The sequence below is a fragment of the Pseudomonas rubra genome, assembly GCF_028656935.1.
GTDB lineage: Bacteria > Pseudomonadota > Gammaproteobacteria > Pseudomonadales > Pseudomonadaceae > Aquipseudomonas > Aquipseudomonas rubra.
On record NZ_JAMDGZ010000015.1, the window covers coordinates 41672 to 67997 of the forward strand.

Genomic DNA, 26326 nt, shown 5'->3' on the forward strand with positions numbered 1-26326 from the left:
GCTCCGCGGATTACTTCTTGGCCGGTGCGGCCTTGCCAGCATTCGGGTCGAGTTCTTTGGTCATGTCAGCCAGCAGCTTGTTGACCACCGGCACCGCGCTTTCCAGTTTCTGCTGGGTGAGCTGGGCCGATTGCTGGGTTACCTGCGGCATCTTCTCCAGGACTTTCTTGCCCAGAGGCGACTGGTAGAACGCGACCAGGTCCTTCAGCTCGCTTTCAGTGAAGGTGGTGGTGTAGAGCTTGACCATGTCCGGCTTGAGCTTGTTCCAGCCGATGGCCTGGTCCAGGGCGGCATTGGCCTTGGCCTGGTAGCTGTCGAGCACGGATTTCTTCGAGGCCGGGGCCTTGGTCTGCTCGAAACGCTGGGCGAACATCTGTTGCACCTGCATGTAGACCGGAGTACCGAGCTTGTCGGCATGCGCCATCATGAGGAATTTTTCAGCACTGGCGTTGTGGCTGGCGGTATCTGCAAGCACCTGGCCGCTGGCGCAGACCAGCGCTACAGCGGTGCAGAGGGCGCGAAGACGGGTCATCGGAATTCCTTGAATAGACAGAGGAGGTAGTACCCCAGAATAGAGCATTCTGCGCCGACAGTGGCACAGTGCTCAAGTGGGTCGACGCGCAATGGAACCGCTACGCCAAATAAGGACCTAAACTGCGAATTCAGACCACAAGGGAGTGAGCGCAGCATGAGCCGTATCGAAACTGACAGCCTCGGGCCGGTCGAAGTTCCTGAAAACGCCTACTGGGGAGCCCAGACGCAGCGCTCGCTGATCAACTTTGCCATCGGCAAGGAGCGTATGCCACTGGCCGTTTTGCATGCCCTGGCGCTAATCAAGAAAGCCGCCGCCCGGGTCAACAACCGCAACGGAGACCTTGCGGCGGACATCGCCCGCTTGATCGAACAGGCCGCTGACGAAGTGCTCGACGGCCAGCTCGATGACCAATTTCCACTCGTCGTCTGGCAAACCGGCAGTGGTACCCAAAGCAACATGAACGTCAACGAGGTGATCGCCGGTCGCGCCAACGAACTGGCGGGAAAGGGCCGTGGCGGCAAGGCGCCAGTACATCCCAACGATCACGTAAACCGCTCGCAGAGCTCAAACGACTGCTTCCCCACCGCCATGCATATCGCCGCCGCCCAGGCGGTGCAACACTCGCTGCTGCCGGCGATCAGCGAGCTGTCGTCGGGACTGGCGGAGTTGGCGGTGCGGCATCAGCATCTGGTGAAAACCGGCCGTACCCATATGATGGACGCCACACCGATCACCTTCGGCCAGGAACTCTCGGCCTACGTCGCCCAACTCGACTACGCCCAGCGTGCCATTCGTTCGGCCCTGCCGGCAGTCTGCGAGCTGGCCCAGGGCGGCACTGCGGTAGGCACCGGGCTGAACGCCCCGCACGGCTTTGCCGAGGCCATTGCCGCCGAGCTCGCCGCCCTCTGCGGCCTGCCGTTCGTTACCGCGCCCAACAAGTTTGCCGCCTTGGCCGGTCATGAACCGCTGACCACCCTCGCCGGCGGGCTGAAAACCCTGGCCGTGGCTTTGATGAAACTGGCCAACGACCTGCGCCTGCTCGGCTCCGGCCCCCGTGGCGGCATTGCCGAGGTGCGCCTGCCGGCCAACGAGCCGGGCAGCTCGATCATGCCCGGCAAGGTCAATCCAACCCAGTGCGAGGCCCTGTCGATGCTGGCCTGCCAGGTGCTGGGCAATGACACTGCGATCGGCTTTGCCGCCAGCCAAGGGCATTTGCAGTTGAATGTGTTCAAACCGGTGATCATCCACAACCTGCTGCAGTCCATCGAACTGCTGGCAGACGGTTGCAGCAACTTCCAGCAGCACTGCATCGCGGGCCTGGAAGCGGATACCGAGCAGATGGCCGCGCACCTGGAACGCGGGCTGATGCTGGTGACTGCGCTCAACCCGCATATCGGCTACGACAAGGCCGCGGAAATCGCCAAGAAGGCCTACAGCGAAGGCACCACCCTGCGCGAAGCGGCGCTGAGCCTGGGCTACCTGAGCAACGAACAGTTTGACCAGTGGGTGCGCCCGGAAAAAATGCTCGAACCAGGCGCAAAGGGCTGAATCAACGGGCCAGGCGTACGCGCCTGGCTCGCCAGCCGGCCACGATCGACGGCCCCAGGGCGGTCAGCGCCGAACCCAGCACCACCACCAGGGCACCGATGTAGCCCAGGGAATTGATCTGCTCGGCGTGCACATAGTCAGGCCAGAACCAGGCTGCCAGGGCCACGGCAACGAAGGTGATCAGTGGCGTCACTGCCAGAGTCGCACTGACCCGGGACGCTTCCCAATGCGCCAGCGCCTCGGCAAAGGCGCCATAAGCCACCAGGGTGTTCAGGCAGCACGCCAGCAGCAGCCAGCCTTGCAACGGGCTCAGCTCCAGCGCCTGCAGCGGATGCACCCAAGGCGTCAGCAGCGCCGCGCAGCACAGATAGATGACCATCATTACCTGCATCGAATTCCACACCGTCAGCAGTTGCTTCTGGCTCAGGGCATAGAACACCCAGATGGTGGTTGCCAGCAGGATGGTCAGCACGCCCGTGGTGTAGACGCTCAGAGAGGTCAGCAACTCCTCAAGACGTTGATTGAAGAACAGACCGAAGCCGATCAGCAATATCACCAGGCCCATGCCCTGCCCCAGACTGAAGCGTTCCTTGAACAGGAACACACTGGCCACCAGCAGCAACACCGGCCCCATCTGCACCACCAACTGCGCCGTACCGGGGCTGAGTAGCTTGAGCCCGACCAGGTACAGCACATAGTTGCCGACCAGGCCGCACGTGGCCAGCACCACCAGGCCCCAGCCCTTGGGCCCGAGTGGTTTGAACGAAGGCAGACGCTTGCTCGCCGCAAGCCAGGCCAGCAGCAAGCCACCGGATACCAACAAGCGAAACCAGGTCACGGTGATCGGGTCCATCACCTGCAACACCTGCTTGAGCTTGATCGGCAGGATGCCCCAGAGCAAGGCGGTCAGCAGTGACAAGCACAGGCCGTAGAGCCCGCGTCCGGACGAAATATGCATAACCAGCCTCGACAACCCTTGGGTGGGGGGAAACTGGATTCTACGGGGTAGGACAGGCGCTGATGTGGAAAAGAATTCAATACTTCATTCCCTGAACTCCTGTCGGGGCCGCTGCGCGCCCCATCGCCGGCAAAGCCGGCTCCCACAGGAAGGGTACATGCCGGCCCATTGTGGGAGCCGGCCTTGCCGGCGATGGGCTGCGAAAGCAGCCCCGCTGTCACTTCTTGTGCTTCTTGAACGCCGTCTCCAGCGCCTCATTAATGGTGCGTAACACCTTGACCCGCGCCCAGCGCTTGTCATTGGCCTCGACCAGGGTCCAAGGCGCGATCTCGGTGCTGGTGCGATCGACCATGTCGCCCACCGCTTCGGCGTACTGACCCCATTTATCGCGGTTGCGCCAATCTTCCTCAGTGATTTTGAAGCGCTTGAACGGGATCTGCTCCCGCTCCTGAAAGCGTTCGAGCTGGGTCTGCTCGTCAATCGACAACCAGAACTTCACCACCACGACACCGGAATTGCTAAGTTGCTCTTCAAAGTCGTTGATCTCGCCGTAAGCGCGCATCCAGTCCGCCCGGCTGCAAAAACCTTCGACCCGCTCGACCAGCACCCGGCCATACCAGGAGCGGTCAAACACGGTGAACTTGCCACGTGCCGGAATGTGTCGCCAGAAGCGCCACAGGTAAGGCTGTGCACGCTCTTCCTCGGTGGGCGCGGCAATCGGCACGATACGGTACTGACGTGGGTCGAGCGCCGCCGCCACGCGGCGAATGGCACCGCCCTTGCCTGCCGCGTCGTTGCCCTCGAACACCGCAATCAAGGCATGCCGGCGCATGCGCTTGTCACGCAGCAAACCGGCCAGGCGTGCCTGTTCGGTAATCAGTTGCTCCTGATAGTCGTCCTTGTCCAGGCGCAAGCTCAGGTCAAGGCTGCCGAGCAGGCTGCGCTGGTCGATGCTTTCGCCTAGCGGGGCAATGTTGGCCTGATGGATCGGTGCATGATTGGCCTTGAGGGCGGCCTGCAAACCTTCGAGCAGAATCTTGCCCACGGCCAGGCTGCGGTAATGCGGATCGACGCCTTCGATTACATGCCAGGGCGCGTAGTCACGGCTGGTCTGGCGCAGCACCCGCTCACCAAAACGCACGAAGCGGTCGTAGGTCTCGGACTGCTGCCAGTCCAGCGGGCTGATCCGCCAACTGTGCAGTGGGTCGTCCTTAAGCGCCTTGAGCCGGGCCTTCATCTGTTTCTTGGACAGGTGAAACCAGAACTTGAAGATCAGCGCGCCTTCATCGCAGAGCATCTCCTCCAGGCGTTCAGCGCCGCGGATGGCCTGATCGAGCACAGCGTCCTTGAACTGGCCATGCACCCGTCCCTGGAGCATCTGGCTGTACCAGTTGCCGAAAAACACACCCATGCGCCCCTTGGCCGGCAGGGCCCGCCAGTAACGCCAGGCCGGCGGGCGGGCGAGCTCTTCGTCAGTCTGCTGGTCGAAGGTGCGCACCTCGATCAGGCGCGGGTCCATCCACTCATTGAGCAGCTTGACCGTCTCGCCCTTACCGGCGCCTTCAATGCCGTTGATCAGCACGATCACCGGGAAACGCGCCTGCTGCTTGAGCTCGAACTGGGCTTCGAGCAGGGCTTCACGCAGCGCCGGGACCTCGGCGTCATAGGTGTCTTTGTCGATGGCGTGACCAATTTCAGCGGATTCGAGCATACCAGGCTCCCTACATGGATAAGCAAGACTAGCGGATTGTCGAAACCTTTGTCGGTACAAAACAAAGCCTGCCACAGGTCAAACAGCCTTGCGCCGATCAGCTAAAATGGCCGTCTTGCCTGAGCTGAGCCGAACATGACCGAAGTAACCCAATACGCCCAGATCGACTGGGACGAGCAGGGCCGCCCCCACTCGCGCCAATACGACGACATCTATTTCTCCAAGGAGCAGAGCCTGGAGGAAACCCGTCACGTGTTCATCGACCAGAACGACCTGCGCCAGCGTTTCAGTGCACTGCAACCGGGCCAGTGCCTGGTGATCGGCGAAACCGGCTTCGGCACCGGATTGAACTTCTTCTGTGCCTGGCAGTTGTTTGCCGAGTGCGCCCCGGCTGATGCCCGCCTGCACTTCATCAGTGTGGAAAAGTTCCCCCTGACCCGCGCCGACCTCAGCCGTGCCCTGGCCCTGTGGCCAACGCTGAAGTCGTTCAGTAGTCAGTTGCTGACCCAGTACGTGGCGGTGCACGAGGGCTTTCAGCCGTTTGTGTTTGACCAAGGCCGGGTGCGCCTGACCCTGATGATCGGTGACGTGCTGGAGCAGTTGCCGCAGCTCGATGCCCAGATCGATGCCTGGTTCCTCGACGGCTTTGCCCCGGCCAAGAACCCGGAAATGTGGACCCCGGAACTGTTCGCCCAGATCGGCCGGCTGTCGGCGCCCGGCGCCACCCTCGGCACCTTCACCAGCACCGGCTGGGTACGCCGCGGCCTGATCGCCGTGGGCTTTACCATGAAGCGCATTCCCGGCATTGGCAAGAAATGGGAAGTCCTGCGCGGCAGCTTCAACGGCTGGCCGCCCGAACAACCGCAGCCACCCGCGAGCGCCCCGTGGTTTGCCCGCCCGCCCGCACTCACCGGGCCGCGCCAGGCGCTGGTAATCGGTGCCGGCCTGGCCGGTTGCGCGAGCGCCGCCAGCCTCGCCGCACGGGGTTGGCAGGTGAAGGTGCTGGAGCGTCACGCCACAGCGGCGGCCGAGGCTTCGGGTAATCCGCAAGGGGTGCTGTACCTCAAGCTGTCGGCTCATGGCACGGCATTGTCGCGCATGATCCTCAGTGGATTCGGCTACACCAGGCGGCTGCTCGAAAGCTTGCAACGCGGCCAGGACTGGGGCGGGTGCGGGGTGTTGCAACTGGCCTTCGACGCCAAGGAAGAGCAACGCCAGCAACAACTGACCGAAGCCTTCAATCCGCAATTGCTGCAACGCCTTGAACGTGACCAGGCCGAACAACTAGCAGGGGTGGCCCTGGGCAGTGGCGGGCTGTTCTATCCCGAAGCGGGCTGGGTGCATCCACCGGCGCTGTGCCAGGCGCAGTTGCAACACCCGAACATCACCCTGCTGCCCCATCATCAGGTGTTGCAATTGCGCAAGGTCGATGGCCTGTGGCAGGCCTGGGAAAGCGACAAACTGCTGGCCAGTGCGCCGCTGGTGGTGTTGGCCACCGCTGCCGAGATCCAGCGTTTCGAGCCTTGCGCGGCCCTGCCGCTCAAGCGCATCCGCGGGCAGATCACCCGCTTACCGGTCACCGAGCGCAGCCAGGCCCTGGCCACCGTGGTCTGCGCCGACGGCTACGTGGCGCCGCCGCGCAATGGCGAGCACACCCTGGGGGCCAGCTTCGACTTCCACAGTACCGACCTGACGCCCACAACCGGCGAGCATGTGGGCAACCTTGGCCTGCTCGAAGAGATTTCCAGCGACCTGGCCGAGCGCCTGGGCGCACACAGCCTCGACCCCCACCAGTTGCAGGGCCGCGCCGCGTTTCGCTGCACCAGCCCCGACTATCTGCCGATTGTCGGCCCGCTGGCCGACCAGGCCCAGTTCAAACAGGAATACGCCGTGCTGGCCCGGGATGCCCGGCAGATCCCCGATACGCCCTGCCCCTGGCTTGAAGGCCTGTTCGTCAACAGCGGCCATGGTTCGCGCGGGCTGATCACCGCGCCACTGTCGGGGGAAATGATCGCCGCCTGGGCCGACAACGCACCGCTGCCAGTACCCCGCACCGTTGCCGAAGCCTGCCATCCGAATCGCTTTATGTTGCGTGAGTTGATTCGTGGCAAGGGCAAGCACTAGCGCCTACACAGTCTGGACAGGTTTCGCGTAGCATAACGAGACCTTTTCGCCAGACCTGTCCTGTTCATGCTGATTCCCTACGACCAACTGGAAGCCGAAACCCTCACCCGCCTGATAGAGGATTTCGTCACCCGCGACGGCACCGACAACGGTGACGACACACCGCTGGAAACCCGTGTGCTGCGAGTACGCCAGGCATTGGCAAAAAAGCAGGCGTTCATCCTGTTCGATCTGGAAAGCCAGCAGTGCCAGTTGTTGGCCAAGCATGACGTGCCCAAGGAACTGCTCGACTGACTCAGCCGGCCTGCTTGGCCAGTTGCTCGACAATGCGCTTGTAGATCTCCGCCCGGTGCACTTCGATGTGCCGTGGCGCGCTGATGCCGAATCGCACGGTGTTGCCTTCCACCGACAGCACCGTGATCTTGATGTGATCGTCGATGGCGATGATTTCACCTATTTCTCGTCCTATTACCAACATGCTCCGATCCTCCACCAATCAGGGAATTCGGAGACTGCACGGGGTGTCGGACGCCTTCAATGCTCCCGCAATGAATTAGACAAGTCCCACTTCTCTAGGCGAATTTGCCTACAGATTTATTGCGTTTTCGTTCACTCAGGCGCTCTGCAAACGCGGCCCCAGGACGATGATACTGGCGCCCAGCACACACAGCAGCGCGCCGATCCAGTCGCTGCCCAATGGCCGGGCACGCTCGACCAGCGCCAGCCACAGCAGCGAGGTGACAATGTAGATTCCGCCATAGGCGGCATAGGCGCGCCCGGCGTAAGCGGCCTCGACTCGAGTGAGGATCAGGGCGAACAGGGTCAGACTGAGCAAAGCCGGAGCGATCCACCAAGCGCTCTTGCCCAGGCGCAGCCACATGTAAAACGCGTAGCAACCGCCGATCTCGAAGATCGCCGCAAGGAAAAACCACAGGTAATTGATCACACCAGGTACTCAAGGCTACTCAAAAGATGGCCAAGAATACCTGATGCCGACGCTCACGCCTGGGAAGGCCGGGCCTTGGCGCGCATTTTCTCGGCCATGCCGACCATTTCATCGTAAAGCATCTGTGGATTGCGCTGCTTGAGCTTCCAGGCTTCGCGCCCCTGCTCATGGGGCAGGATCAGGAACTCGCCGGCAGCCACTTGACGGTGGATGTAGTCGGCGATATCAGCGGCGCTGATTGGCGAGCTTTCCAGCAGCTTGCCGACCTGGGCTTTCATTGCCGGGGTCGGGCCGCGGAACGAGTCGAGCAGGTTGGTCTGGAAGAACGACGGGCATACCACGTGCACCGCGACCTCTTGCTGGCGCAGCTCGATCAGCAGGCTTTCCGATAGCGCCAGCACCCCGGCCTTGGCGACGTTGTAGTTGCTCATCGCCGGGCCCTGCATCAGGGCTGCCATGGAGGCGATGTTGATAATCGTGCCCTTGCTGCGTTCGAGCAACGGCAAGAAGGCCTTGCAGCCCTTGACTACGCCCATCAGGTTGACGGCGATCTGCCAGTCCCAGTCTTCCAGCGACAACTCGGCGAAAAAGCCACCGGAGGCCACCCCGGCGTTGTTGACGATCACATCGATACCACCGAGCTTTTCTTCGCAGGCCTGGGCCAGGGCCGTGAGCTGGCTGTAGTCGCGCACATCGCAGCGCTGCACGAAACCGTCGGCACCTGCCTCACGCACCAGCGCCAGGGTCTGCTTGAGGCCGGCCTCGTTGACATCGGCCAGGGCCAGCTGCCACCCCTCGCGCGCCCAGCGCAAGGCTATTTCACGGCCAAGCCCTGAGCCTGCACCGGTAATCATCATGCGCTTTTGCATAGCAGGCTGCCTTGTACGGTTCTGGAAAGTTCAGGCCAGTGTAGCGAAGGCAGGGCTGTGATCCACGCTGTATCAGGATGCTGAATAGCCGGGGCAAACAGCAGTGAAAGTGCGGTATTGGCAATCGATAAAACTTTTAGCCACCGGCGGCAGTCGGAAGTAACAGGCGGGCATGAAACACATGACCGAAGAGATGGATTGCAGCGTAACGCCTACTTCTCAAGCCAAACAAGGAAACTGCCATGGGCACCATACTTATCATCATCCTGATTCTGCTGTTGATCGGTGGCTTACCCGTCTTTCCGCATTCCAGAAGTTGGGGTTATGGGCCGTCCGGCATCATCGGTACCGTGCTGATCATCCTGTTGATCCTGTTGTTGCTCGGCAAGATCTAGACGCAATAAAAAGGCAGCCCGAAGGCTGCCTTTTCCATACATGCCGTTTACTTAGTGAGACACCGCACCGCTGGCACCCAGACCAGTCTGCGAGCGAACAAACTGTGGGAAGAACAGCGCACGTTCATCATCGGCAGCCTTGGACTTGTCGGTGATCGAGAAGAACCAGATACCGGCAAAGGCAATGATCATCGAGAACAGCGCCGGGTACTCATACGGGAAGATCGCCTTCTCGTGGCCGAGGATCTGCACCCAGATGGTCGGGCCCAGAACCATCAGCGCCACGGCACTGATCAGCCCCATCCAGCCGCCGATCATGGCGCCACGGGTGGTCAGCTTCTTCCAGTACATCGACAGCAGCAGTACCGGGAAGTTACAGCTGGCAGCGATGGAGAACGCCAAGCCAACCATGAAGGCGATGTTCTGGCTTTCAAACAGGATACCCAGACCAATCGCCAGCACGCCCAGGGCGACGGTGGTGATCTTCGAGACGCGGATTTCATCCTTCTCGTTGGCCTTGCCCTTTTTGATCACGCTGGCATACAGGTCATGGGACACCGCCGAGGCACCGGCCAGGGTCAGGCCGGCAACTACTGCCAGGATGGTGGCGAAGGCCACTGCCGAGATGAAGCCGAGGAATACGCTGCCACCCACGGCGTCGGCCAGGTGCACCGCAGCCATGTTGTTGCCACCGATCAGGGCGCCAGCGGCGTCCTTGAACTCCGGGTTGGTGCTGACCAGCAGGATCGCGCCGAAGCCGATGATGAAGGTCAGGATGTAGAAGTAGCCGATGAAGCCAGTGGCGTACAGCACGCTCTTGCGCGCTTCTTTGGCATCACTGACGGTGAAGAAGCGCATCAGGATATGCGGCAGGCCAGCGGTACCGAACATCAGTGCCAGGCCGAGGGAGAACGCCGAAATCGGATCCTTGACCAGGCCGCCCGGGCTCATGATCGCCTCACCTTTGGGGTGAACCTTGATCGCCTCGGAGAACAGTGCGTTGAAGTCGAAGTTGACATGTTTCATCACCATCAGCGCCATGAAGCTGGCACCTGAGAGCAGCAATACTGCCTTGATGATCTGCACCCAGGTGGTCGCAAGCATGCCGCCGAACAGCACGTACATGCACATCAGGATGCCGACCAGAATCACCGCGACGTGGTAGTCCAGGCCAAACAGCAGCTGGATCAGCTTGCCGGCGCCAACCATCTGCGCGATCAGGTAGAAGGCCACTACCACCAGCGAGCCCGAAGCCGACAGGGTGCGGATTTCTTTCTGCCCAAGGCGGTACGAGGCAACGTCGGCAAAGGTGTATTTGCCCAGGTTGCGCAGGCGCTCGGCGATCAGGAAGAGAATGATCGGCCAGCCGACCAGAAAACCGATCGAGTAGATCAGGCCATCGTAGCCAGAAGTGAACACCAGGGCGGAAATACCCAGGAAAGAGGCTGCCGACATGTAGTCACCGGCAATTGCCAGGCCGTTCTGGAAACCGGTGATGCGCCCGCCGGCGGCATAGTAGTCAGAGGCGGACTTGTTGCGCTTGGAGGCCCAGTAAGTGATGCACAGGGTGGCACCGACAAAGGCGACGAACATGACGATCGCCGACACGTTCAAGGGTTGTTTCTGCACCGCGCCGGTGAGGGCGTCAGCGGCCCAGACGGCGGGTGCAAAAACGCCGAAGGCCAGGGTTGCCAGTAGACGCCGGATCATTGCTGAACCTCCTTGAGGATCGCCTTGTTCATCTCGTCGAACTCGCCGTTGGCGCGACGCACGTAGATGGCCGTGAGAATGAAGGCCGAGATGATCAGACCGACGCCCAGGGGAATACCCCAGGTGATCGAAGACTCAGGGCTGAGCTTGGCACCCAATACATGCGGACCATAGGCAATCAACAGGATGAAGGCGGAATAGAGGCCGAGCATGATCGCCGAGAGTATCCAGGCGAAGCGTTCGCGTTTTGAAACCAGCTCCTTGAAGCGCGGGCTGTTTTGTATCGAGAGGTAAATGCTGTCGTTCATTGTTTTTGTCCTCGCAGCACAGATTAGGTAGAACCCACTCCACTTTATGCTGCCTTCGAACGCACTCCAGACGACCTTAGTCTTAGATGAAAAACTCTTTTACCGATTCGGTAACAGCCCGAAACGACAAGGGCCGCGACAGCGTTTTCGCGGTCGCGGCCCTGGAAGGTGCCAGATAGAAGCCTTAGGCTTTTACTTGCCGGTCCACTCCGCCACCCGTTCAGGGTGCTTGGCCACCCAGTCCTTGGCCGCAGCTTCGGGTTTTGCACCCTCTTGAATGGCCAACATGACCTCGCCGATCTCATCCTTGGACTGCCACTGGAACTTCTTCAGGAACGCCGCCACGTCCGGCGCCTTGGTGTCCAGCGCCTTGCTGCCGATGCTGTTGACGGTTTCAGCGGCGCCATACACGCCTTTGGGGTCTTCGAGGAACTTGAGCTTCCACTTGGCGAACATCCAGTGCGGTACCCAGCCGGTCACCGCGATCGATTGCTGCTTGGCATAGGCGCGACCCAGTTCCGCGGTCATCGCAGCGCCAGAGCTGGCCTGCAGCTTGTAGCCGGTGAGGTCGTAGTCCTTGATCGCTTGGTCGGTCTTGAGCATGACCCCGGAGCCTGCGTCGATGCCGACGATTTTCTTCTTGAAGCTGTCATCGCTCTTGAGGTCGGCAAGGGAAACCGCCTTGACGTACTCGGGGACGATCAGGCCGATCTTGGCGTCCTTGAAGTTGGGGCCGTAGTCGACCACGTTGTCCTTGTTCTTGGTCCAGTATTCACCGTGGGTTACCGGCAGCCAGGCCGAGAGCATGGCATCGAGCTTGCCGGTGGCCACCCCCTGCCACATGATGCCGGTGGCCACGGCCTGAAGTTTGACGTCATAGCCGAGTTTCTGCCGGATGACTTCGGCGGCGACGTTGGTGGTCGCCACACTGTCGGACCAGCCATCGACATAGCCGATGCTCACTTCCTTGGCCAGCGCATGCCCTGCGCCAATGGCCATTACCAGGGCGGTACCCACCCCCAGGAGTCGTCGCATTTTCATCCAAGCATCCCCTCGTCACGTCACGGAAGCTGCATCATCAACCGCGTATGGTCGCTGACCTGCTCTGGTAACGACCTCAAGGCAACGAGAAACGACATCACATCGCCAGCAACGTAGATCGTTACATCAAGCAACACCCAAGGCTTTGGCACGGGTCATTTGCAGGTACTATTGACAGCTTTGCTCCCTGACGGTCCGATCCATGCTCTCGACTGCGCGCTTTCCGCTCTTACCCTACCTGTTCGCCTGCCTATTAGGCCTGTTTGCCCTCGGAGGGCTGTGGTACGGCCTGGGCAAACCGGTGGTGCTGGCGGATGCAGCCAGCGCCTCGCACAAGCTGCAGTGCGCCTCCTATACGCCATTCGACAAGGACCAGTCGCCGTTCGACCAGCCGTTCCAACTGCGCCCGGCGCGCATGGACGCCGACCTGGCCTTGCTCGCCCAGCGCTTCGAATGCATCCGTACTTACTCGATGACCGGCCTTGAAGCCATTCCGGACCTGGCCCGCAAGCATGGCCTGAAGGTAATGCTCGGGGCCTGGATCAACGCCAACCCGGTGGATTCGCAAAAAGAGGTCAAGGCTCTGATTGCCTCGGCCAATGCCAACCCGGATGTGGTCACGGCGGTGATCGTCGGCAACGAAACCCTGCTGCGCAAGGAAGTCACCGGCCCGCAACTGGCGGCGCTGATCAACCAGGTCAAAAGCCAGGTCAGCGTGCCGGTGACCTACGCCGATGTCTGGGAGTTCTGGTTGCAGCACCCCGAAATCGCCCCGACAGTGGATTTTTTGACCATCCACCTGCTGCCCTACTGGGAAGATGATCCCAAGAGCATCGACGATGCCCTGGTGCATGTCGGCGAAATCCGCCAGGTGTTCGGCAACCGCTTCGCCCCCAAGGACATTGTCATTGGTGAGACGGGCTGGCCGAGCGAAGGTCGCCAGCGCGAAACCGCCCTGCCCAGCCGGGTCAACGAGGCGCGCTTTATTCGTGGATTTGTCGCCATGGCCGAACAGCAGGGCTGGAAGTACAACCTGATCGAAGCGTTCGACCAGCCGTGGAAGCGCGCCAGTGAAGGGACCGTCGGTGGCTATTGGGGCCTGTATGACGCCGACCGCCAGGACAAGGGCATTCTCGAGGGGCCGGTGAGTAACCTTACGTTCTGGCCACAGTGGTTGGGGGCCGGTGTCGTGCTGTTCGGCGCTACCTTGCTGCTGGCAGGCCGTGTACGCGGGACCCGCAGCGCCTTGCTGGTACCGCTGCTGGCAGCGCTAGGCGCGGCCAGCCTGGGCCTGTGGGGCGAGCAACTGCGTATCAACAGCCGCTTTGCCGGTGAATGGTTATGGGCGAGTGTGCTGGTGGGCCTGAACCTGCTGGTGCTGGCCCATGCTGCGCTGGCACTGTCCCAGCGTCAGGGCTTTCGCGAGCGTGCTTTTGCCTGGCTTGAAGCGCGTGCCGGCTGGTGGTTGCTGGCGGCTGGTTTCGCCGCGGCGGTGAGCATGCTGGCGCTGGTGTTCGACCCGCGTTATCGCAGCTTCCCGAGCCCGGCCTTGCTGTTGCCGGCGGTGGTGTACCTGGTGCGACCGGTGGTGGCACGTCGGGCCGAAGCGGCCTTGCTGGCGTTGATCATCGGTGGCGGCATTGGCCCACAGCTGTGGCAGGAAGGGCTGGGCAACCAGCAGGCGCTGATCTGGGCCGGGGTGAGCGTGCTGATGGTGGCGGCGTTGTGGCGTAGCTTGAGGGTCCGGGTTCAGCAGTAAGTAATCGCGGGTCAAGCCCGCTCCTACAGTGGGAGCGGGCTTGACCCGCGATAAAGCAACTAGCGCCGAACCAGCCGCAACCCTGCCAGCACCACCGCAAACACCGCGATACTCGCGGTATACAACACCAACGCCGGAATCGCGCACACCATTGAGCCCACTGCCAGGCGCCAGCCTGCGCGCCCCGGCACCAGCATAGCCAGCAGCGCCAGGCCCAGGGCCGACCAGGCCAGCACCCTGAAGTGGATCATCAAGCCCATGACCGAGCGTGCCTGGCAGCCCCACAATTGCGCCTGATCGGCACAGGTCGCCACCCAATGGGCATCTTCCATCAGCACGTAACGCAGCCCATAGCTCGCCGCCAGCCACACAGGCAGGAACACCAGCAAAGCGATCAGCGGTAAACGGCGAGACATGCGACACTCCAGAAAGGTGAAAATCGGCGCCAAGCATAATCGTCCGGGGCGTCTATGCAAGGCAAAAGCGCCGGACTCAGCTACTTTATCCTGAAGACAAATGGAACCAATTGTTGCGAGCCCTCAACGGACGGCGGCAACATCTGGGACGATAAATGCCGGAGCGCCAGGCAACTTTGCCGGGGCCCTCATGGTCCTAGCCTGCGTAACGCACTTTGCTGCTGCATTTTTGGGGATCCGTCATGCTTCGTTCTCTGCGCCTCGCCGCCCTGTTGGGTGGCCTAATCTCGAGTGCGTGCGCTTGGGCACAAACCATCGACGCCGCCAGCTATGGCTACCCGTTGACCAACCCGTTCGAGGCGACCATCGCCACGACGCCGCCAGAGCTGCGCCCGGAACTCCCCAGCGACGACGATATCAACCAATCCGATTACAGCCTCAACATGCGTCCGGAGCGGGCCTTCACCCTGCCCGACAACTTCTGGGCGGTAAAGAAGCTCAAGTACCGCCTGGCCCGCCAGGACCACGAAGCACCGCTGATCTTCCTGATTGCCGGCACCGGCGCGCCTTACTCCAGCAGCATCAACGAATACCTGAAAAAGCTTTACTACAAGGCCGGCTACCACGTGGTGCAACTGTCGTCGCCAACCAGCTTCGACTTCATCACCGCCGCCTCGCGCCATGCCACCCCCGGGGTGAGCAGCGAAGACGCCGAAGACCTTTACCGGGTTATGCAGGGCGTGCGCGCCCAGCACCCACGCCTGCCGGTCAGCGAGTACTACCTTAGCGGCTACAGCCTAGGCGCCCTGGATGCGGCCTTCGTCAGCCACCTCGACGAAACCCGGCGCAGCTTCAACTTCAAGCGCGTGCTGCTGCTCAACCCGCCGGTCAACCTCTATACCTCGATCAGCAACCTCGACAAGCTGGTGCAGACCGAGGTCAAGGGTGTCAACAACAGCACCACCTTTTATGAGCTGGTACTCAACAAGCTGACCCGCTACTTCCAGCAGAAGGGCTACATCGACCTCAACGACGCCCTGCTCTATGACTTCCAGCAATCGCGCCAGCACCTGTCCAATGAACAGATGGCGATGGTCATCGGCACGTCGTTCCGCTTCTCGGCATCCGATATCGCCTTCACCTCCGACCTGATCAACCGCCGCGGCCTGATCATTCCACCCAAGTACCCGATCAGCGAAAGCAGCAGCCTCACGCCGTTCTTCAAGCGTGCCTTGCAATGCGACTTCGACTGCTACCTGACTGAGCAGGTGATCCCCATGTGGCGCGCCCGCACCGACGGCGGCAGCCTGTTGCAACTGATCGACCAGGTCAGCCTCTACGCGCTCAAGGACTACCTGCAAAAGAGTCCGAAAATTGCTGTGATGCACAACGCCGACGACGTCATCCTCGGCCCCGGCGACCTGGGCTTTTTGCGCAGCGTGTTTGGTGAGCGCCTGACCCTGTACCCTCACGGCGGCCATTGCGGCAACCTCAATTACCGCGTCAACAGCGACGACATGCTGGAGTTCTTCCGTGGTTAAACGCCTACTGATCATTAGCGCACTGCTGACCTGCGGCCTGGCCCAGGCGGCCGACGAAACCGCGCCGCGCGCCAGCGTCATCGAAGCCGATCCGGTGGACACCGATGGTTTCACCGAACCACTCAAGGCCCTGAAATTCAACCCGGGCCTGGACCAGCGCGAGTTCGAACGCTCGACCCTGGCGGCGCTGAACATCTACGACCCGCTGGAGTCGATGAACCGGCGGATCTATCACTTCAACTACCGCTTCGACCAATGGGTGTTCCTGCCGGTCGTCAGTGGCTACCGCTACATCACCCCGCACTTCGTGCGTACTGGCGTCAGCAACTTTTTCAGCAACGTCGGCGATGTACCGAACCTGCTCAACAGCCTGTTGCAGCTAAAGGGCAAGCGCTCGATGGAGATCACCGCGCGCCTGCTGCTCAACACCACCGTCGGCATCGCCGGCCTGTGGGACCCGGCCACCAAGATGGGCCTGCCGCACCAGAGCGAAGACTTCGGCCAGACCTTGGGCTTCTACGGGGTACCCGACGGCCCGTACCTGATGCTGCCGATCCTCGGCCCGTCGAACCTGCGTGATACCGGTGGCCTGGTGGTGGATTACAGCGCCGAGAACTGGATCAACTTCCTCAACGTTGCCGAGGTCAGCAGCAACCACCCGGAGTTGTGGGTCCTGCGCGGTGTCGACAAGCGCTACACCACCAAATTCCGTTATGGCCAGATGAATTCGCCATTCGAGTACGAGAAGGTGCGCTACGTCTACACCTCGGCACGCCAGCTGCAAATCGCCGAGTAAAGCGCCTCAGCCGGGCGGCGGCAAACCCAGAAAGCCGCACAGCTCGCGGCGCTTGGCCAGCGCGTCGTGGCGCCCGAGCTCGATCAGTTCACTGCAGTAGCCGGCTTCGAACAACAGATAGCTAAGGACACCGGCACCACTGGTTTTGGTCGCCCCCGGCCCACGCAGGAACAGCCTCAAGGCCGCAGGCAGCTCTCGCCGGTGACGGGCGGCAATCTCGTCCAGTGGCTGGCTGGGCGCGACCACCAACACCTCGACCGGAGCCAGGCCCAGGCGTCGACGCTCCAGATGCTCGGGCATCAGGTGGCTGAGGTGGTTGAGGCGCTGCAGCAACTCGATATCGTCTTCCAGGCTGTCAATGAAGGTGCTGTTGAGCATGTGCCCGCCGATCTGCGCCAGGCTCGGTTGTTGGCCGCTGAAGATACGCTGGCGCATCTCGCCCTCGTTGGGCCGCTGCGGGTTGCCGCTGACCCCGACCACCAGAACGCGGCTGGCACCCAGGTGCAGCGCCGGGCTGATCGGCGCCGATTGGCGCACCGCACCGTCGCCGAAGAACTCTTCACCCAGCTTGACCGGGGCGAACAACAAGGGGATCGCCGAGCTTGCCAGCAGGTGTTCGATGCGAAGGTCGGTGGGCAAGCCGATGCGCCGGTGACGCAGCCAGGGGTCGATGGCGCCTTTGCCCTGATAGAAGGTCACCGCCTGGCCGGATTCGTAACCGAAGGCCGTCACCGCTACAGCGCGCAGGTGCTGCTGCTCGATGGCGTGGCCGATACCGTTCAAGTCCAGGTGCTGGGTGAGCAGTTTGCGCAACGGCGAGCTGTCGAGCAGCGCCACCGGCACTGGTGCACCGAGGCCGAGCAGGCTGTGACCGACAAACCGGCTGGCCTGGCGGATGACCCCAGGCCAGTCGCTGCGCAGCACCTGATGACTGCGAAAGCCCTGCCAGAAACTGGTCAGGCGGCGGATCGCGTCAGCAAAGTGCATGGCGCCACTGGCCAGGGTCACGGCATTGATCGCGCCAGCCGAGGTGCCGACGATCACCGGGAAGGGGTTGACCGCACCGGGCGGCAACAGGTCGGCGATGCCAGCCAGCACACCGACCTGGTAGGCGGCGCGGGCACCACCGCCGGAGAGGATCAAGCCGGTGACAGGTTCAGCCATTTTACCTTCCTGGATATTGGGTGAATTCTTCGCGGGGCAAGCCCGCTCCCACAGAGGTCACCTCACCCCCGCGATAGCCTCAACGCCGCTTTTCGTAGAGCTTCGGTGCACCGGGCGGGCGCGACTTGAAGCGCCGATGCGCCCACAGGTACTGCTCCGGGCATTCGCGCAGCGCCGCTTCGATCCACTGGTTGATGCGCAGGCAATCGGCCTCTTCGCTCTCGCCGGGGAAGTCCGCAAGCGGCGGATGAATCACCAGCCGGTAACCGCTGCCATCGGCCAGACGCTGCTGGGTGAAAGGGATCACCCGGGCCTTGCCCAGCCGGGCAAATTTAGTGGTGGCGGTGACGGTCGCCGCCTCGATGCCAAACAACGGCACGAACAGGCTCTGCTTGGCGCCATAGTCCTGATCCGGTGCATACCAGATGGCGCGCCCGGCGCGCAGCAACTTGAGCATGCCGCGCACATCTTCGCGCTCTACCGCCAGCGAGTCGAGGTTGTGCCGCTCGCGCCCCCGGCGCTGGATGAAATCGAACACCGGGTTGCCGTGTTCGCGGTACATCCCGTCAATGGTGTGTTCCTGGCCCAGCAAGGCGGCGCCGATTTCCAGGGTGGTGAAGTGCAGGGCCATGAGGATCGCCCCCTGACCATCACGCTGCGCGGCCTGCAGGTGTTCCAGCCCTTCGATGTGCGCCAGCTGCGCCAGACGGGCCTTTGGCCACCACCAGCTCATGGCCATTTCGAAGAAGGCGATGCCGGTGGAGGCGAAATTTTCCTTGAGCAGACGCTGCCGTTCGACGGACGGTAGCTCGGGGAAGCACAGCTCAAGGTTACGCGCCGCAATAGAGCGGCGCTCGCCGGCCACCCGGTACATCAGCGCCCCCAGGGCACGGCCGAGCGCCAGCAATGCCGGGTACGGCAGCTGTATGATCAGCCACAGCAGGCCCAGGCCCAGCCATAGCGGCCAGAAGCGCGGGTGCAGGAAGTAACGACGAAAACGCGGGCGATCCATTAAAGATTCCGGAAAGACAAGGGCCGGGCATTCTACAACGGTTCGGCACGGGTTGCGGCCAACCGGTGTTCTCGTTATAAGTCTGAGCACTTTTTCGTAACAAGCCGCCCTAATGCAGACCATGAGCCAAACCCAAACGCCAGACCAAGACCCCGTGTTCCAGCTCAAGGGCAGCATGCTCGCCATAACCGTGCTCGAGCTTGCCCGGAACAACCTCGAAGGCCTCGACCGGCAGTTGGCGGCCAAGGTCGCCCAGGCACCGAATTTCTTCAGCAACACCCCGCTGGTGCTGGCCCTGGACAAGCTGCCGGCCGGTGAAGGCGCGGTCGATCTGCCCGGACTGATGCGCGTCTGCCGCCACCACGGCCTGCGCACCCTGGCGATCCGCGCCAGCCGTATCGAAGACATTGCCGCGGCAATCGCCATCGACCTGCCGGTGCTGCCACCGTCCGGCGCCCGTGAGCGAGCACTGGAGCCGGAGCCGGAAGTGAAAAAGCCCGAGCCTGCACCCGCACCCGTAGTGGCGCCGGAGCCGGCCATCCGCCCGACCAAGATCATCACCACGCCGGTACGTGGTGGCCAGCAGATCTACGCTCAAGGGGGCGATCTGGTGGTGGTGTCGTCGGTAAGCCCGGGTGCGGAACTTCTCGCCGATGGCAACATCCATGTGTACGGTGCAATGCGTGGGCGGGCACTGGCCGGGATCAAAGGCAATACCCGGGCACGGATCTTCTGCCAGCAGCTGACCGCCGAGATGGTCTCGATCGCCGGGCAATACAAGGTCTCCGAAGACCTGCGCCGCGATCCGCTGTGGGGGGCCGGGGTGCAGGTCAGCCTGTCCGGTGACGTGTTGAACATCACCCGCCTTTAACGGATACTTGCCACCATTTTCTGCGCAACTTTTTTCAATGTTGCCGTTTTTTGTATTTTTGGGACTCGACGTCCTTTTCTTTAGGGGTGAAACACCTTGGCCAAGATTCTCGTGGTTACATCCGGCAAGGGTGGTGTGGGTAAGACCACCACCAGCGCCGCTATTGGTACCGGCCTCGCACTGCGCGGGCACAAGACTGTCATTGTCGACTTCGACGTCGGCCTGCGTAACCTCGACCTGATCATGGGCTGCGAACGCCGCGTGGTGTACGACTTCGTCAACGTGGTCAACGGCGAAGCCAACCTGCAGCAGGCACTGATCAAGGACAAGCGCCTTGAGAACCTGTACGTGCTGGCCGCAAGCCAGACCCGTGACAAGGACGCGCTGACCCAGGAAGGCGTGGAAAAGGTCCTGATGCAGCTCAAAGAAGACTTCGAATACGTGGTCTGCGACTCACCGGCCGGTATCGAGAAAGGCGCCCACCTGGCCATGTACTTCGCTGACGAAGCGATCGTCGTGACCAACCCGGAAGTCTCCTCGGTACGTGACTCGGACCGTATGCTGGGCCTGCTGGCGAGCAAATCGCGCCGCGCCGAACGCAACGAAGACCCGATCAAGGAACACCTGCTGATCACCCGCTACCACCCGGAGCGCGTCAGCCAGGGCGAAATGCTCGGCGTCGAAGACGTCAAGGAAATCCTCTCGGTGGCCCTGCTGGGCGTGATCCCCGAATCCCAGGCGGTGCTCAAGGCATCCAACCAGGGCGTGCCGGTGATCCTTGACGACCAGAGCGACGCTGGCCAGGCCTATAGCGATACCGTTGACCGTCTGCTGGGCAAAAACGTGGAACATCGGTTCCTTGATGTGAAGAAGAAGGGATTCTTCGAGCGCCTGTTTGGAGGCAACTAACCAATGAACCTTTTTGACTTCTTTCGTGCCAGCAAAAAAGTAAGCACCGCCTCGGTCGCGAAAGAGCGTCTACAGATCATCGTGGCGCACGAGCGCGGTCAGCGCAGTACTCCGGACTACCTGCCAGCCCTGCAGAAGGAACTGGTGGAAGTGATCCGCAAGTACGTCAACATCGGCTCCGATGATGTGCAGGTCGCTCTGGAAAACCAGGGCAGCTGCTCGATCCTGGAACTCAACATCACCCTGCCCGATCGCTGATCGGCACCTAGGGACCACCTGTGGGAGCGGGCTTGCCCCGCGATAGCGATGTGACTGACCCATCGCTATCGCGGGGCAAGCCCGCTCCTACCTGTTTTTGGAACACGCAATGCCGCTGTCCAACGTTCACATCCTGCATGAAGATGCCGCCATCCTGGTGATCAACAAGCCGACCCTGCTGCTGTCCGTGCCAGGCCGGGCCGAAGACAACAAGGATTGCCTGATCACCCGCCTGCAGGAAAACGGCTACCCCGACGCCCTGATCGTCCATCGACTTGACTGGGAAACCTCGGGGATCATCCTCCTGGCCCGCGACGCCGACAGCCACCGCGAGCTGTCGCGGCAGTTTCACGACCGCGAGACCGAGAAAGCCTATACCGCCTTGTGCTGGGGCCAACCGGCGCTGGACAGCGGCAGCATCGACCTGCCGCTGCGCTATGACCCGCCAACCAAGCCGCGGCACGTGGTCGACCATGAACAGGGCAAGCATGCCCTGACCTTCTGGCGCATCGTCGAGCGCTGTGGCGATCATTGCCGGGTCGAGCTGACGCCGATCACCGGGCGCTCGCATCAGTTGCGCGTGCACATGCTGTCGATCGGTCATCCGCTGCTGGGTGATCGCCTGTATGCCTATCCTGAGGCGCTGGCGGCCCATGAGCGGCTGTGCCTGCATGCGAGCATGCTGAGCTTTACCCATCCGGTTAGCGGTGAGCGCCTGCGCTTCGAGTGTCCGGCGCCGTTCTAAGAACGCGTCGCCCCCAATCGCTGGCAAGCCAGCTCCCACAGGTACTGCACACATCAGACCTTGTGGGAGCTGGCTTGCCAGCGATTGGGACCACACAAATCCCCAGCCAACTAGGCTAAACTCGCGCCACTGCTGTCTGGAGTGACCTATGCGCGATGCACTGAATCAAGGCCTGATCGACTTCCTCAAGGCCTCCCCTACGCCGTTCCATGCCACCGCCGCCCTGGCTCAGCGCCTCGATGCCGCCGGTTACCAGCGCCTGGACGAGCGCGACAGCTGGGCCACCGTGGCCGGCGGTCGCTACTACCTGACCCGCAACGATTCCTCGATCATCGCCTTCAAGCTCGGCCGTCACTCGCCGTTGCTCGACGGTATCCGCCTGGTCGGCGCCCACACCGACAGCCCGTGCCTGCGGGTCAAGCCGCAGCCCGAACTGCAGCGCCAGGGTTTCTGGCAACTGGGCGTGGAAGTCTACGGCGGCGCCCTGCTCGCACCGTGGTTCGACCGTGACCTGTCGCTGGCCGGGCGGGTAACCTTCCGCCGTGACGGCAAGGTTGAAAGCCAGCTGGTCGACTTCAAGCTGCCGATCGCGGTGATTCCAAACCTTGCGATCCACCTCAACCGCACCGCCAACGAAGGTTGGACGATCAATCCGCAGACCGAGCTGCCGCCGATCCTGGCCCAGGTCGCCGGTGACGAGCGCGTGGACTTTCGCGCCCTGCTCACCGAGCAACTGGCCCGCGAACACGGCCTGAACGCCGACGTGGTGCTGGACTACGAGCTGAGCTTCTACGACACCCAGAGCGCCGCCCTGATCGGCTTGCATGGCGAATTCATCGCTGGCGCGCGCCTGGACAACCTGCTGTCCTGCTATGCCGGCCTACAGGCGCTGCTGAGCGCTGACAGCGATGAAACCTGCGTACTGGTATGCAACGACCACGAAGAGGTCGGCTCCTGCTCAGCCTGTGGCGCCGACGGCCCGATGCTCGAGCAAACCCTGCGCCGCCTGCTGCCTGAGGGTGACGACTTCGTCCGGGCCATCCAGCGCTCGCTGCTGGTTTCGGCCGACAACGCCCACGGCGTGCACCCCAACTACGCCGACAAACACGACGGCAACCACGGGCCCAAGCTCAATGCCGGCCCGGTGATCAAGGTCAACAACAACCAGCGCTACGCCACCAACAGCGAAACCGCCGGGTTCTTCCGCCACCTGTGCATGGCCGAGGAAGTGCCGGTGCAGAGCTTCGTGGTGCGCAGCGACATGGGCTGCGGCTCGACCATCGGCCCGATCACCGCCAGCCACCTGGGCGTACGCACCGTCGATATCGGCCTGCCGACCTTCGCCATGCACTCGATTCGCGAACTGTGCGGCAGCCATGACCTGGCACACCTGGTCAAGGTGCTGACGGCGTTCTATCGCAGTCGCGATTTGCCTTGACGCACGCATCGCGGGGCAAGCCCGCTCCTACACTGTGGGAGCGGGCCTGACCCCGATCAACCCCCTGCCCGGCGAATCCCGCTATGCTTGAGCCATAACTCTCAAGCACAAGGACCTTGCCGCATGTCAGCCTTCTCATCCCTGTTCCTTCCGGTCATCGCCGGCCTGATCCTGCTGACCGTGGGCTTCAACCTGCGCGATCGCAATATCGGCGTGCTGATGATGTGGATCGGCACCCTGGGCATGATTGGCATCATGTGCTGGAAGATCCTCGAGAAACTCAACTGACAAATACACTACACTCGGGCGATTGATCGTTTTGAGGTTGATTGTCCGGTGCCTGCCTTTTTCCGCGTTGTTCTGTTGCTCCTGCCTTTGCTCTTCGTTGCCCCGGCGCACGCCGCAGGCTTGCCGGGCTTGCTCGGTGGCGGCGGCAAGGCGCAGCCTGAAGCCACAGAACCCCTGGGCCAGTCGCTGGACGAGGTGATCAAGACTCTGGAGAACGACCAGCAACGCAGCAAACTGCTGGCCGACCTGAAAAAACTGCGCGATAGCAGCAAGCAGGCGCAACCCAGCGTCGAGCAAGGTGTGCTGGGCCTGATCGGCAGCACCTTCAACGAGCTGGAGAAACAGTTCAGTGGCGAGGCCAGCCCCTTCAATCGCTGGAGCCGCGAACTGGAACTGGCGCAGATCGAGTTCGACGCCCGCCTGGTGCCCTGGCACGAATGGCCGCCAATCCTGTTTGGCTTTGCCGCGATCATCGCCCTCTGGAGCCTGCTGGCCTATGCCCTGAACTGGGCTGGCCACCAGCTACGCCTGCGCTTTGGCCTCACCGAAGAACTGCCGCAGCATCCGCGCACCTGGGACCTGGTGCGCTTCGCCCTGCGCAAGCTCGGGCCCTGGTTGGTCGCGCTGGTGATCACCGTGTACCTGAGCTTCGCCCTGCCCTCGTCCCTGGGCAAGTCGATGGCGATGGTCCTGGCTTATGCGCTGGTGGTCGGCACCTGCTTCTCGGCGATCTGCGTCATCGCCTTCTCTCTGCTCGACGGCCCGCACCGCCACCGCGCCTTGCACATTCTTCGCCACCAGGCGTTTCGCCCGCTGTGGCTGATCGGCAGCTTCGCCGCCTTTGGCGAGGCCATGAACGATCCGCGCATGGCCAGCGCCCTGGGTGATCACCTTGCGCACACCCTGGCGACCCTGGCCAACATCCTTGCCGGGCTGTCCACCGGGCTGTTCATCCTGCGTTTTCGCCGCCCTATCGCCCACCTGATCCGCAACCAGCCGCTGTCCCGGCGCCTGACCCGACGGGCGCTGAGCGACACCATCGAAATCCTCGGCACCTTCTGGTACCTGCCCGCGCTGGTGCTGGTGGCGATCTCGCTGTTCGCCACGTTCATTTCCGCCGGCGACACCAGCACTGCCCTGCGCCAGTCGCTGATGTGCACGGTGCTGGTGATTCTGTGCATGGTCATCAATGGCCTGGTCCGTCGCCATGCACTCAAGCCGCAGCGGGCCAACCGCCGCCAGGCGGTGTACTCGGAACGCTTGAAGAGCTTCAGCTACACCCTGGTGCACCTGGTTATCTGGCTGGTGTTCATCGAACTGGGCCTGCGCGTCTGGGGCTTTTCGCTGATCGGTTTTGCCGAAGGCGAAGGCCATGAAGTGGCGGTGCGACTGCTTGGCCTGGCTGGCACCCTGATCGCCGCCTGGCTGGTGTGGATCCTCGCCGATACCGCCGTGCACCACGCCCTCACCCGCTCGCGCAAAGGCCTGGCCAATGCCCGCGCACAAACCATGATGCCGCTGATCCGCAACGTGCTGTTCGTGGCGATTTTCATCATCGCGGTGATCGTCGCCCTGGCCAACATGGGCATGAACGTCACCCCGTTGCTGGCGGGTGCCGGTGTCATCGGCCTGGCCATCGGTTTTGGCGCGCAGTCGCTGGTCGCCGACCTGATCACCGGGCTGTTCATCATCATTGAAGATTCCCTGGCCATCGACGACTACGTCGATGTCGGCGGCCACCTGGGCACGGTCGAGGGCCTGACCATCCGCACCGTGCGCCTGCGCGATATCGACGGTATCGTCCACACCATTCCGTTCAGCGAAATCAAAAGCATCAAGAACTACTCCCGCGAGTTCGGCTACGCGATCTTTCGGGTGGCCATTCCGCACAGCATGAACATCGACCAGGCGATCAGCCTGATCCGCGATGTCGGGCAGAAGATGCGCAACGATCCGTTGATGCGCCGCAATATCTGGTCGCCGCTGGAGCTGCAGGGCGTGGAGAGTTTCGAGTCGGGCTCGGCGATTCTGCGCGCACGTTTCAAAACCGCGCCGATCAAGCAGTGGGAAGTGTCGCGGGCGTTCAACCTGGCGCTCAAGCGTCAGCTCGATGAGGCTGGCCTGGACCTGGCCACTCCGCGCCTGAGTGTGCAGGTCATCACCGCCGACGCCAGCACGCCGTTCAGCGAAAGCCCGCCCAAGGCCTAACCAGCTTCGGCCTTGATGCGAATCGCATCATGGCGCCAATACTCCAGGTCACAGTCGATCAGCCGCCCGTGCTGGTCGCTGTTGATCCGGGTGATGTGCAGCCCGGGGCTGCCAGCCGAGACCTTGAGCGCCAACGCCGCAGCCACTGGCAAGGCAGTCGGCAAAATCTCGAAGCGCACGCGGCCGTACTCGATGCCGTAATGGCCGGCATACAGCTCGGTCAGCGACCGGCTCAAGTCGTGCTCAAGAATGCCGGGGAAGTACTCCGGGTTCAGGTAGTGCTCGGCATACAGCACCGCACGCCCGTCGATTCGCCGTAGCCGGCAGATCTGGATCACGCTCGACAGCGGCGCCAGTTGCAACCGTGCGCACACCGATGCCGCCGCTGGCAGCAGGCGCGCCGACAGCAGCTCGGTGCGCGCCTCGCGGCCCTGGGCGCGGACCATGGCGTGAAAGTGGCTGCGCTCGATCAGGTCGTAGGTCAGGCGCTGCGGCGCGACAAACCAGCCGCGCCGCTCCTCGCGGTAAATCAGCCCACGGGCCTCCAGTTGCACCAGCGCCTCACGCAGGGTGATGCGCGTGGTGTCGAACACCTCGCTAAGCTTGCGTTCGGCCGGCAGTTTGCAGCCGGGCGACAACAGGCCGTGTTCGATCTGCTCCTGCAGGGCATGACAGATGGCTGTTACTGCACGCTGTGGCAGTGGCTGCATCAAAGGTTACCTATCTGGACTAGTCCAGCTCCGCAAACGCACCCAATTGGCGCCTTCAGGGCTATG

27 protein-coding genes are annotated in these 26326 nt (G+C 62.3%); 14 read left to right on the forward strand and 13 right to left on the reverse strand.

What is annotated here, in order from left to right:
* Positions 1 to 10 precede the first annotated feature (10 nt).
* Positions 11 to 532 (reverse strand): DUF2059 domain-containing protein, encoded by a 522-nt coding sequence (locus tag M5G17_RS07490; RefSeq protein ID WP_130265781.1) that lies wholly within the window; start codon positions 530 to 532, stop codon positions 11 to 13.
* Between the two features lie 156 nt (positions 533 to 688).
* On the opposite strand from M5G17_RS07490, the gene M5G17_RS07495 reads away from it, so the two are divergent.
* On the forward strand, positions 689 to 2083 hold the full coding sequence (locus tag M5G17_RS07495; RefSeq protein ID WP_273892342.1) for a class II fumarate hydratase: 1395 nt from the start codon (positions 689 to 691) through the stop codon (positions 2081 to 2083).
* 1 nt (position 2084) lies between these two features.
* Here M5G17_RS07495 and M5G17_RS07500 read toward each other — a convergent pair whose 3' ends face one another.
* Together M5G17_RS07500 and pap are read right to left on the reverse strand one after the other, a co-directional pair.
* Complete coding sequence (locus M5G17_RS07500; protein ID WP_273892343.1) at positions 2085 to 3041, reverse strand: DMT family transporter; 957 nt, start codon at positions 3039 to 3041, stop codon at positions 2085 to 2087.
* 217 nt (positions 3042 to 3258) lie between these two features.
* Positions 3259 to 4752, reverse strand: a complete 1494-nt coding sequence (gene pap / locus M5G17_RS07505) for a polyphosphate:AMP phosphotransferase (protein ID WP_273892344.1) — start codon at positions 4750 to 4752, stop codon at positions 3259 to 3261.
* 135 nt (positions 4753 to 4887) lie between these two features.
* Here pap and mnmC point away from each other — a divergent pair, with 135 nt between their 5' ends.
* Both mnmC and M5G17_RS07515 read left to right on the forward strand, forming a co-directional pair.
* Entirely contained in the window at positions 4888 to 6876 is a 1989-nt protein-coding gene (gene mnmC, locus M5G17_RS07510) for a bifunctional tRNA (5-methylaminomethyl-2-thiouridine)(34)-methyltransferase MnmC2/FAD-dependent 5-carboxymethylaminomethyl-2-thiouridine(34) oxidoreductase MnmC1 (protein ID WP_273892345.1), read from the forward strand.
* Positions 6877 to 6942: 66 nt separating this feature from the next.
* The gene (locus M5G17_RS07515) at positions 6943 to 7170 is read left to right on the forward strand and encodes a YheU family protein (RefSeq protein WP_045195429.1); all 228 of its coding nucleotides are present in this window, start codon (positions 6943 to 6945) and stop codon (positions 7168 to 7170) included.
* A 1-nt stretch (position 7171) separates the two neighbouring features.
* Here M5G17_RS07515 and csrA read toward each other — a convergent pair whose 3' ends face one another.
* From csrA to M5G17_RS07530, 3 genes are all read right to left on the reverse strand, one after another.
* Positions 7172 to 7354: a carbon storage regulator CsrA gene (gene csrA, locus M5G17_RS07520; RefSeq protein WP_130265789.1), complete on the reverse strand. Its 183-nt coding sequence runs from the start codon at positions 7352 to 7354 to the stop codon at positions 7172 to 7174.
* A gap of 135 nt (positions 7355 to 7489) precedes the next feature.
* On the reverse strand, positions 7490 to 7822 hold the full coding sequence (locus M5G17_RS07525) for a YnfA family protein (RefSeq protein WP_273892346.1): 333 nt from the start codon (positions 7820 to 7822) through the stop codon (positions 7490 to 7492).
* Positions 7823 to 7875: 53 nt separating this feature from the next.
* Complete coding sequence (locus M5G17_RS07530) at positions 7876 to 8691, reverse strand: SDR family oxidoreductase (RefSeq protein WP_273892347.1); 816 nt, start codon at positions 8689 to 8691, stop codon at positions 7876 to 7878.
* A 242-nt stretch (positions 8692 to 8933) separates the two neighbouring features.
* Between M5G17_RS07530 and M5G17_RS07535 the strand changes: the two genes are divergently transcribed.
* Entirely contained in the window at positions 8934 to 9086 is a 153-nt protein-coding gene (locus M5G17_RS07535; protein ID WP_010224169.1) for a DUF3309 family protein, read from the forward strand.
* Between the two features lie 51 nt (positions 9087 to 9137).
* Here M5G17_RS07535 and M5G17_RS07540 read toward each other — a convergent pair whose 3' ends face one another.
* The 3 genes from M5G17_RS07540 to M5G17_RS07550 form a co-directional block, all read right to left on the reverse strand.
* Entirely contained in the window at positions 9138 to 10796 is a 1659-nt protein-coding gene (locus M5G17_RS07540) for a cation acetate symporter (RefSeq protein WP_273892348.1), read from the reverse strand.
* Positions 10793 to 11104 carry a DUF485 domain-containing protein gene (locus tag M5G17_RS07545; RefSeq protein ID WP_273892349.1) on the reverse strand — a complete coding sequence of 104 codons (312 nt, stop codon included), beginning with the start codon at positions 11102 to 11104 and terminating at the stop codon, positions 10793 to 10795. Before M5G17_RS07545 ends, M5G17_RS07540 begins: the two co-directional genes overlap by 4 nt.
* A gap of 192 nt (positions 11105 to 11296) precedes the next feature.
* Positions 11297 to 12145: a glycine betaine ABC transporter substrate-binding protein gene (locus tag M5G17_RS07550; RefSeq protein ID WP_273892350.1), complete on the reverse strand. Its 849-nt coding sequence runs from the start codon at positions 12143 to 12145 to the stop codon at positions 11297 to 11299.
* Between the two features lie 202 nt (positions 12146 to 12347).
* Here M5G17_RS07550 and M5G17_RS07555 point away from each other — a divergent pair, with 202 nt between their 5' ends.
* Positions 12348 to 13904, forward strand: a complete 1557-nt coding sequence (locus M5G17_RS07555) for a glycoside hydrolase family 17 protein (protein ID WP_273892351.1) — start codon at positions 12348 to 12350, stop codon at positions 13902 to 13904.
* Positions 13905 to 13963: 59 nt separating this feature from the next.
* On the opposite strand, the gene M5G17_RS07560 is transcribed toward M5G17_RS07555, so the two are convergent.
* Entirely contained in the window at positions 13964 to 14320 is a 357-nt protein-coding gene (locus M5G17_RS07560) for a hypothetical protein (RefSeq protein WP_273892352.1), read from the reverse strand.
* A 242-nt stretch (positions 14321 to 14562) separates the two neighbouring features.
* Here M5G17_RS07560 and M5G17_RS07565 point away from each other — a divergent pair, with 242 nt between their 5' ends.
* Together M5G17_RS07565 and M5G17_RS07570 are read left to right on the forward strand one after the other, a co-directional pair.
* Positions 14563 to 15861, forward strand: coding sequence for a serine/threonine protein kinase (locus M5G17_RS07565; protein WP_273892353.1), 1299 nt, complete (start codon positions 14563 to 14565; stop codon positions 15859 to 15861).
* The gene (locus M5G17_RS07570) at positions 15854 to 16657 is read left to right on the forward strand and encodes an MlaA family lipoprotein (RefSeq protein WP_273892354.1); all 804 of its coding nucleotides are present in this window, start codon (positions 15854 to 15856) and stop codon (positions 16655 to 16657) included. The genes M5G17_RS07565 and M5G17_RS07570 overlap by 8 nt, the downstream gene beginning before the upstream one ends.
* A 6-nt stretch (positions 16658 to 16663) precedes the next feature.
* Here M5G17_RS07570 and M5G17_RS07575 read toward each other — a convergent pair whose 3' ends face one another.
* On the reverse strand, positions 16664 to 17821 hold the full coding sequence (locus M5G17_RS07575) for a patatin-like phospholipase family protein (protein ID WP_273892355.1): 1158 nt from the start codon (positions 17819 to 17821) through the stop codon (positions 16664 to 16666).
* A 79-nt stretch (positions 17822 to 17900) separates the two neighbouring features.
* Positions 17901 to 18833: a lipid A biosynthesis lauroyl acyltransferase gene (locus M5G17_RS07580; RefSeq protein ID WP_273892356.1), complete on the reverse strand. Its 933-nt coding sequence runs from the start codon at positions 18831 to 18833 to the stop codon at positions 17901 to 17903.
* A 112-nt stretch (positions 18834 to 18945) separates the two neighbouring features.
* Here M5G17_RS07580 and minC point away from each other — a divergent pair, with 112 nt between their 5' ends.
* The 7 genes from minC (at position 18946) to M5G17_RS07615 (ending at position 25550) form a co-directional block, all read left to right on the forward strand.
* Positions 18946 to 19704: a septum site-determining protein MinC gene (gene minC, locus M5G17_RS07585; protein WP_420793389.1), complete on the forward strand. Its 759-nt coding sequence runs from the start codon at positions 18946 to 18948 to the stop codon at positions 19702 to 19704.
* Positions 19705 to 19800: 96 nt separating this feature from the next.
* Positions 19801 to 20613, forward strand: coding sequence for a septum site-determining protein MinD (gene minD / locus M5G17_RS07590; RefSeq protein ID WP_045195453.1), 813 nt, complete (start codon positions 19801 to 19803; stop codon positions 20611 to 20613).
* A 3-nt stretch (positions 20614 to 20616) separates the two neighbouring features.
* Positions 20617 to 20871, forward strand: coding sequence for a cell division topological specificity factor MinE (gene minE / locus M5G17_RS07595; RefSeq protein WP_010224188.1), 255 nt, complete (start codon positions 20617 to 20619; stop codon positions 20869 to 20871).
* A gap of 109 nt (positions 20872 to 20980) precedes the next feature.
* A complete protein-coding gene (locus tag M5G17_RS07600) occupies positions 20981 to 21616 on the forward strand; it encodes an RluA family pseudouridine synthase (RefSeq protein ID WP_130265802.1) in 636 nt (211 codons plus the stop codon).
* Positions 21617 to 21764: 148 nt separating this feature from the next.
* Positions 21765 to 23054, forward strand: a complete 1290-nt coding sequence (locus M5G17_RS07605; RefSeq protein ID WP_273892358.1) for a M18 family aminopeptidase — start codon at positions 21765 to 21767, stop codon at positions 23052 to 23054.
* Between the two features lie 123 nt (positions 23055 to 23177).
* A complete protein-coding gene (locus M5G17_RS07610; protein WP_273892359.1) occupies positions 23178 to 23342 on the forward strand; it encodes a hypothetical protein in 165 nt (54 codons plus the stop codon).
* 48 nt (positions 23343 to 23390) lie between these two features.
* On the forward strand, positions 23391 to 25550 hold the full coding sequence (locus M5G17_RS07615) for a mechanosensitive ion channel family protein (protein WP_273892360.1): 2160 nt from the start codon (positions 23391 to 23393) through the stop codon (positions 25548 to 25550).
* On the opposite strand, the gene phnR is transcribed toward M5G17_RS07615, so the two are convergent.
* Positions 25547 to 26260, reverse strand: coding sequence for a phosphonate utilization transcriptional regulator PhnR (gene phnR / locus M5G17_RS07620; protein ID WP_273892361.1), 714 nt, complete (start codon positions 26258 to 26260; stop codon positions 25547 to 25549). The genes M5G17_RS07615 and phnR overlap by 4 nt on opposite strands.
* Positions 26261 to 26326: the final 66 nt, after the last annotated feature.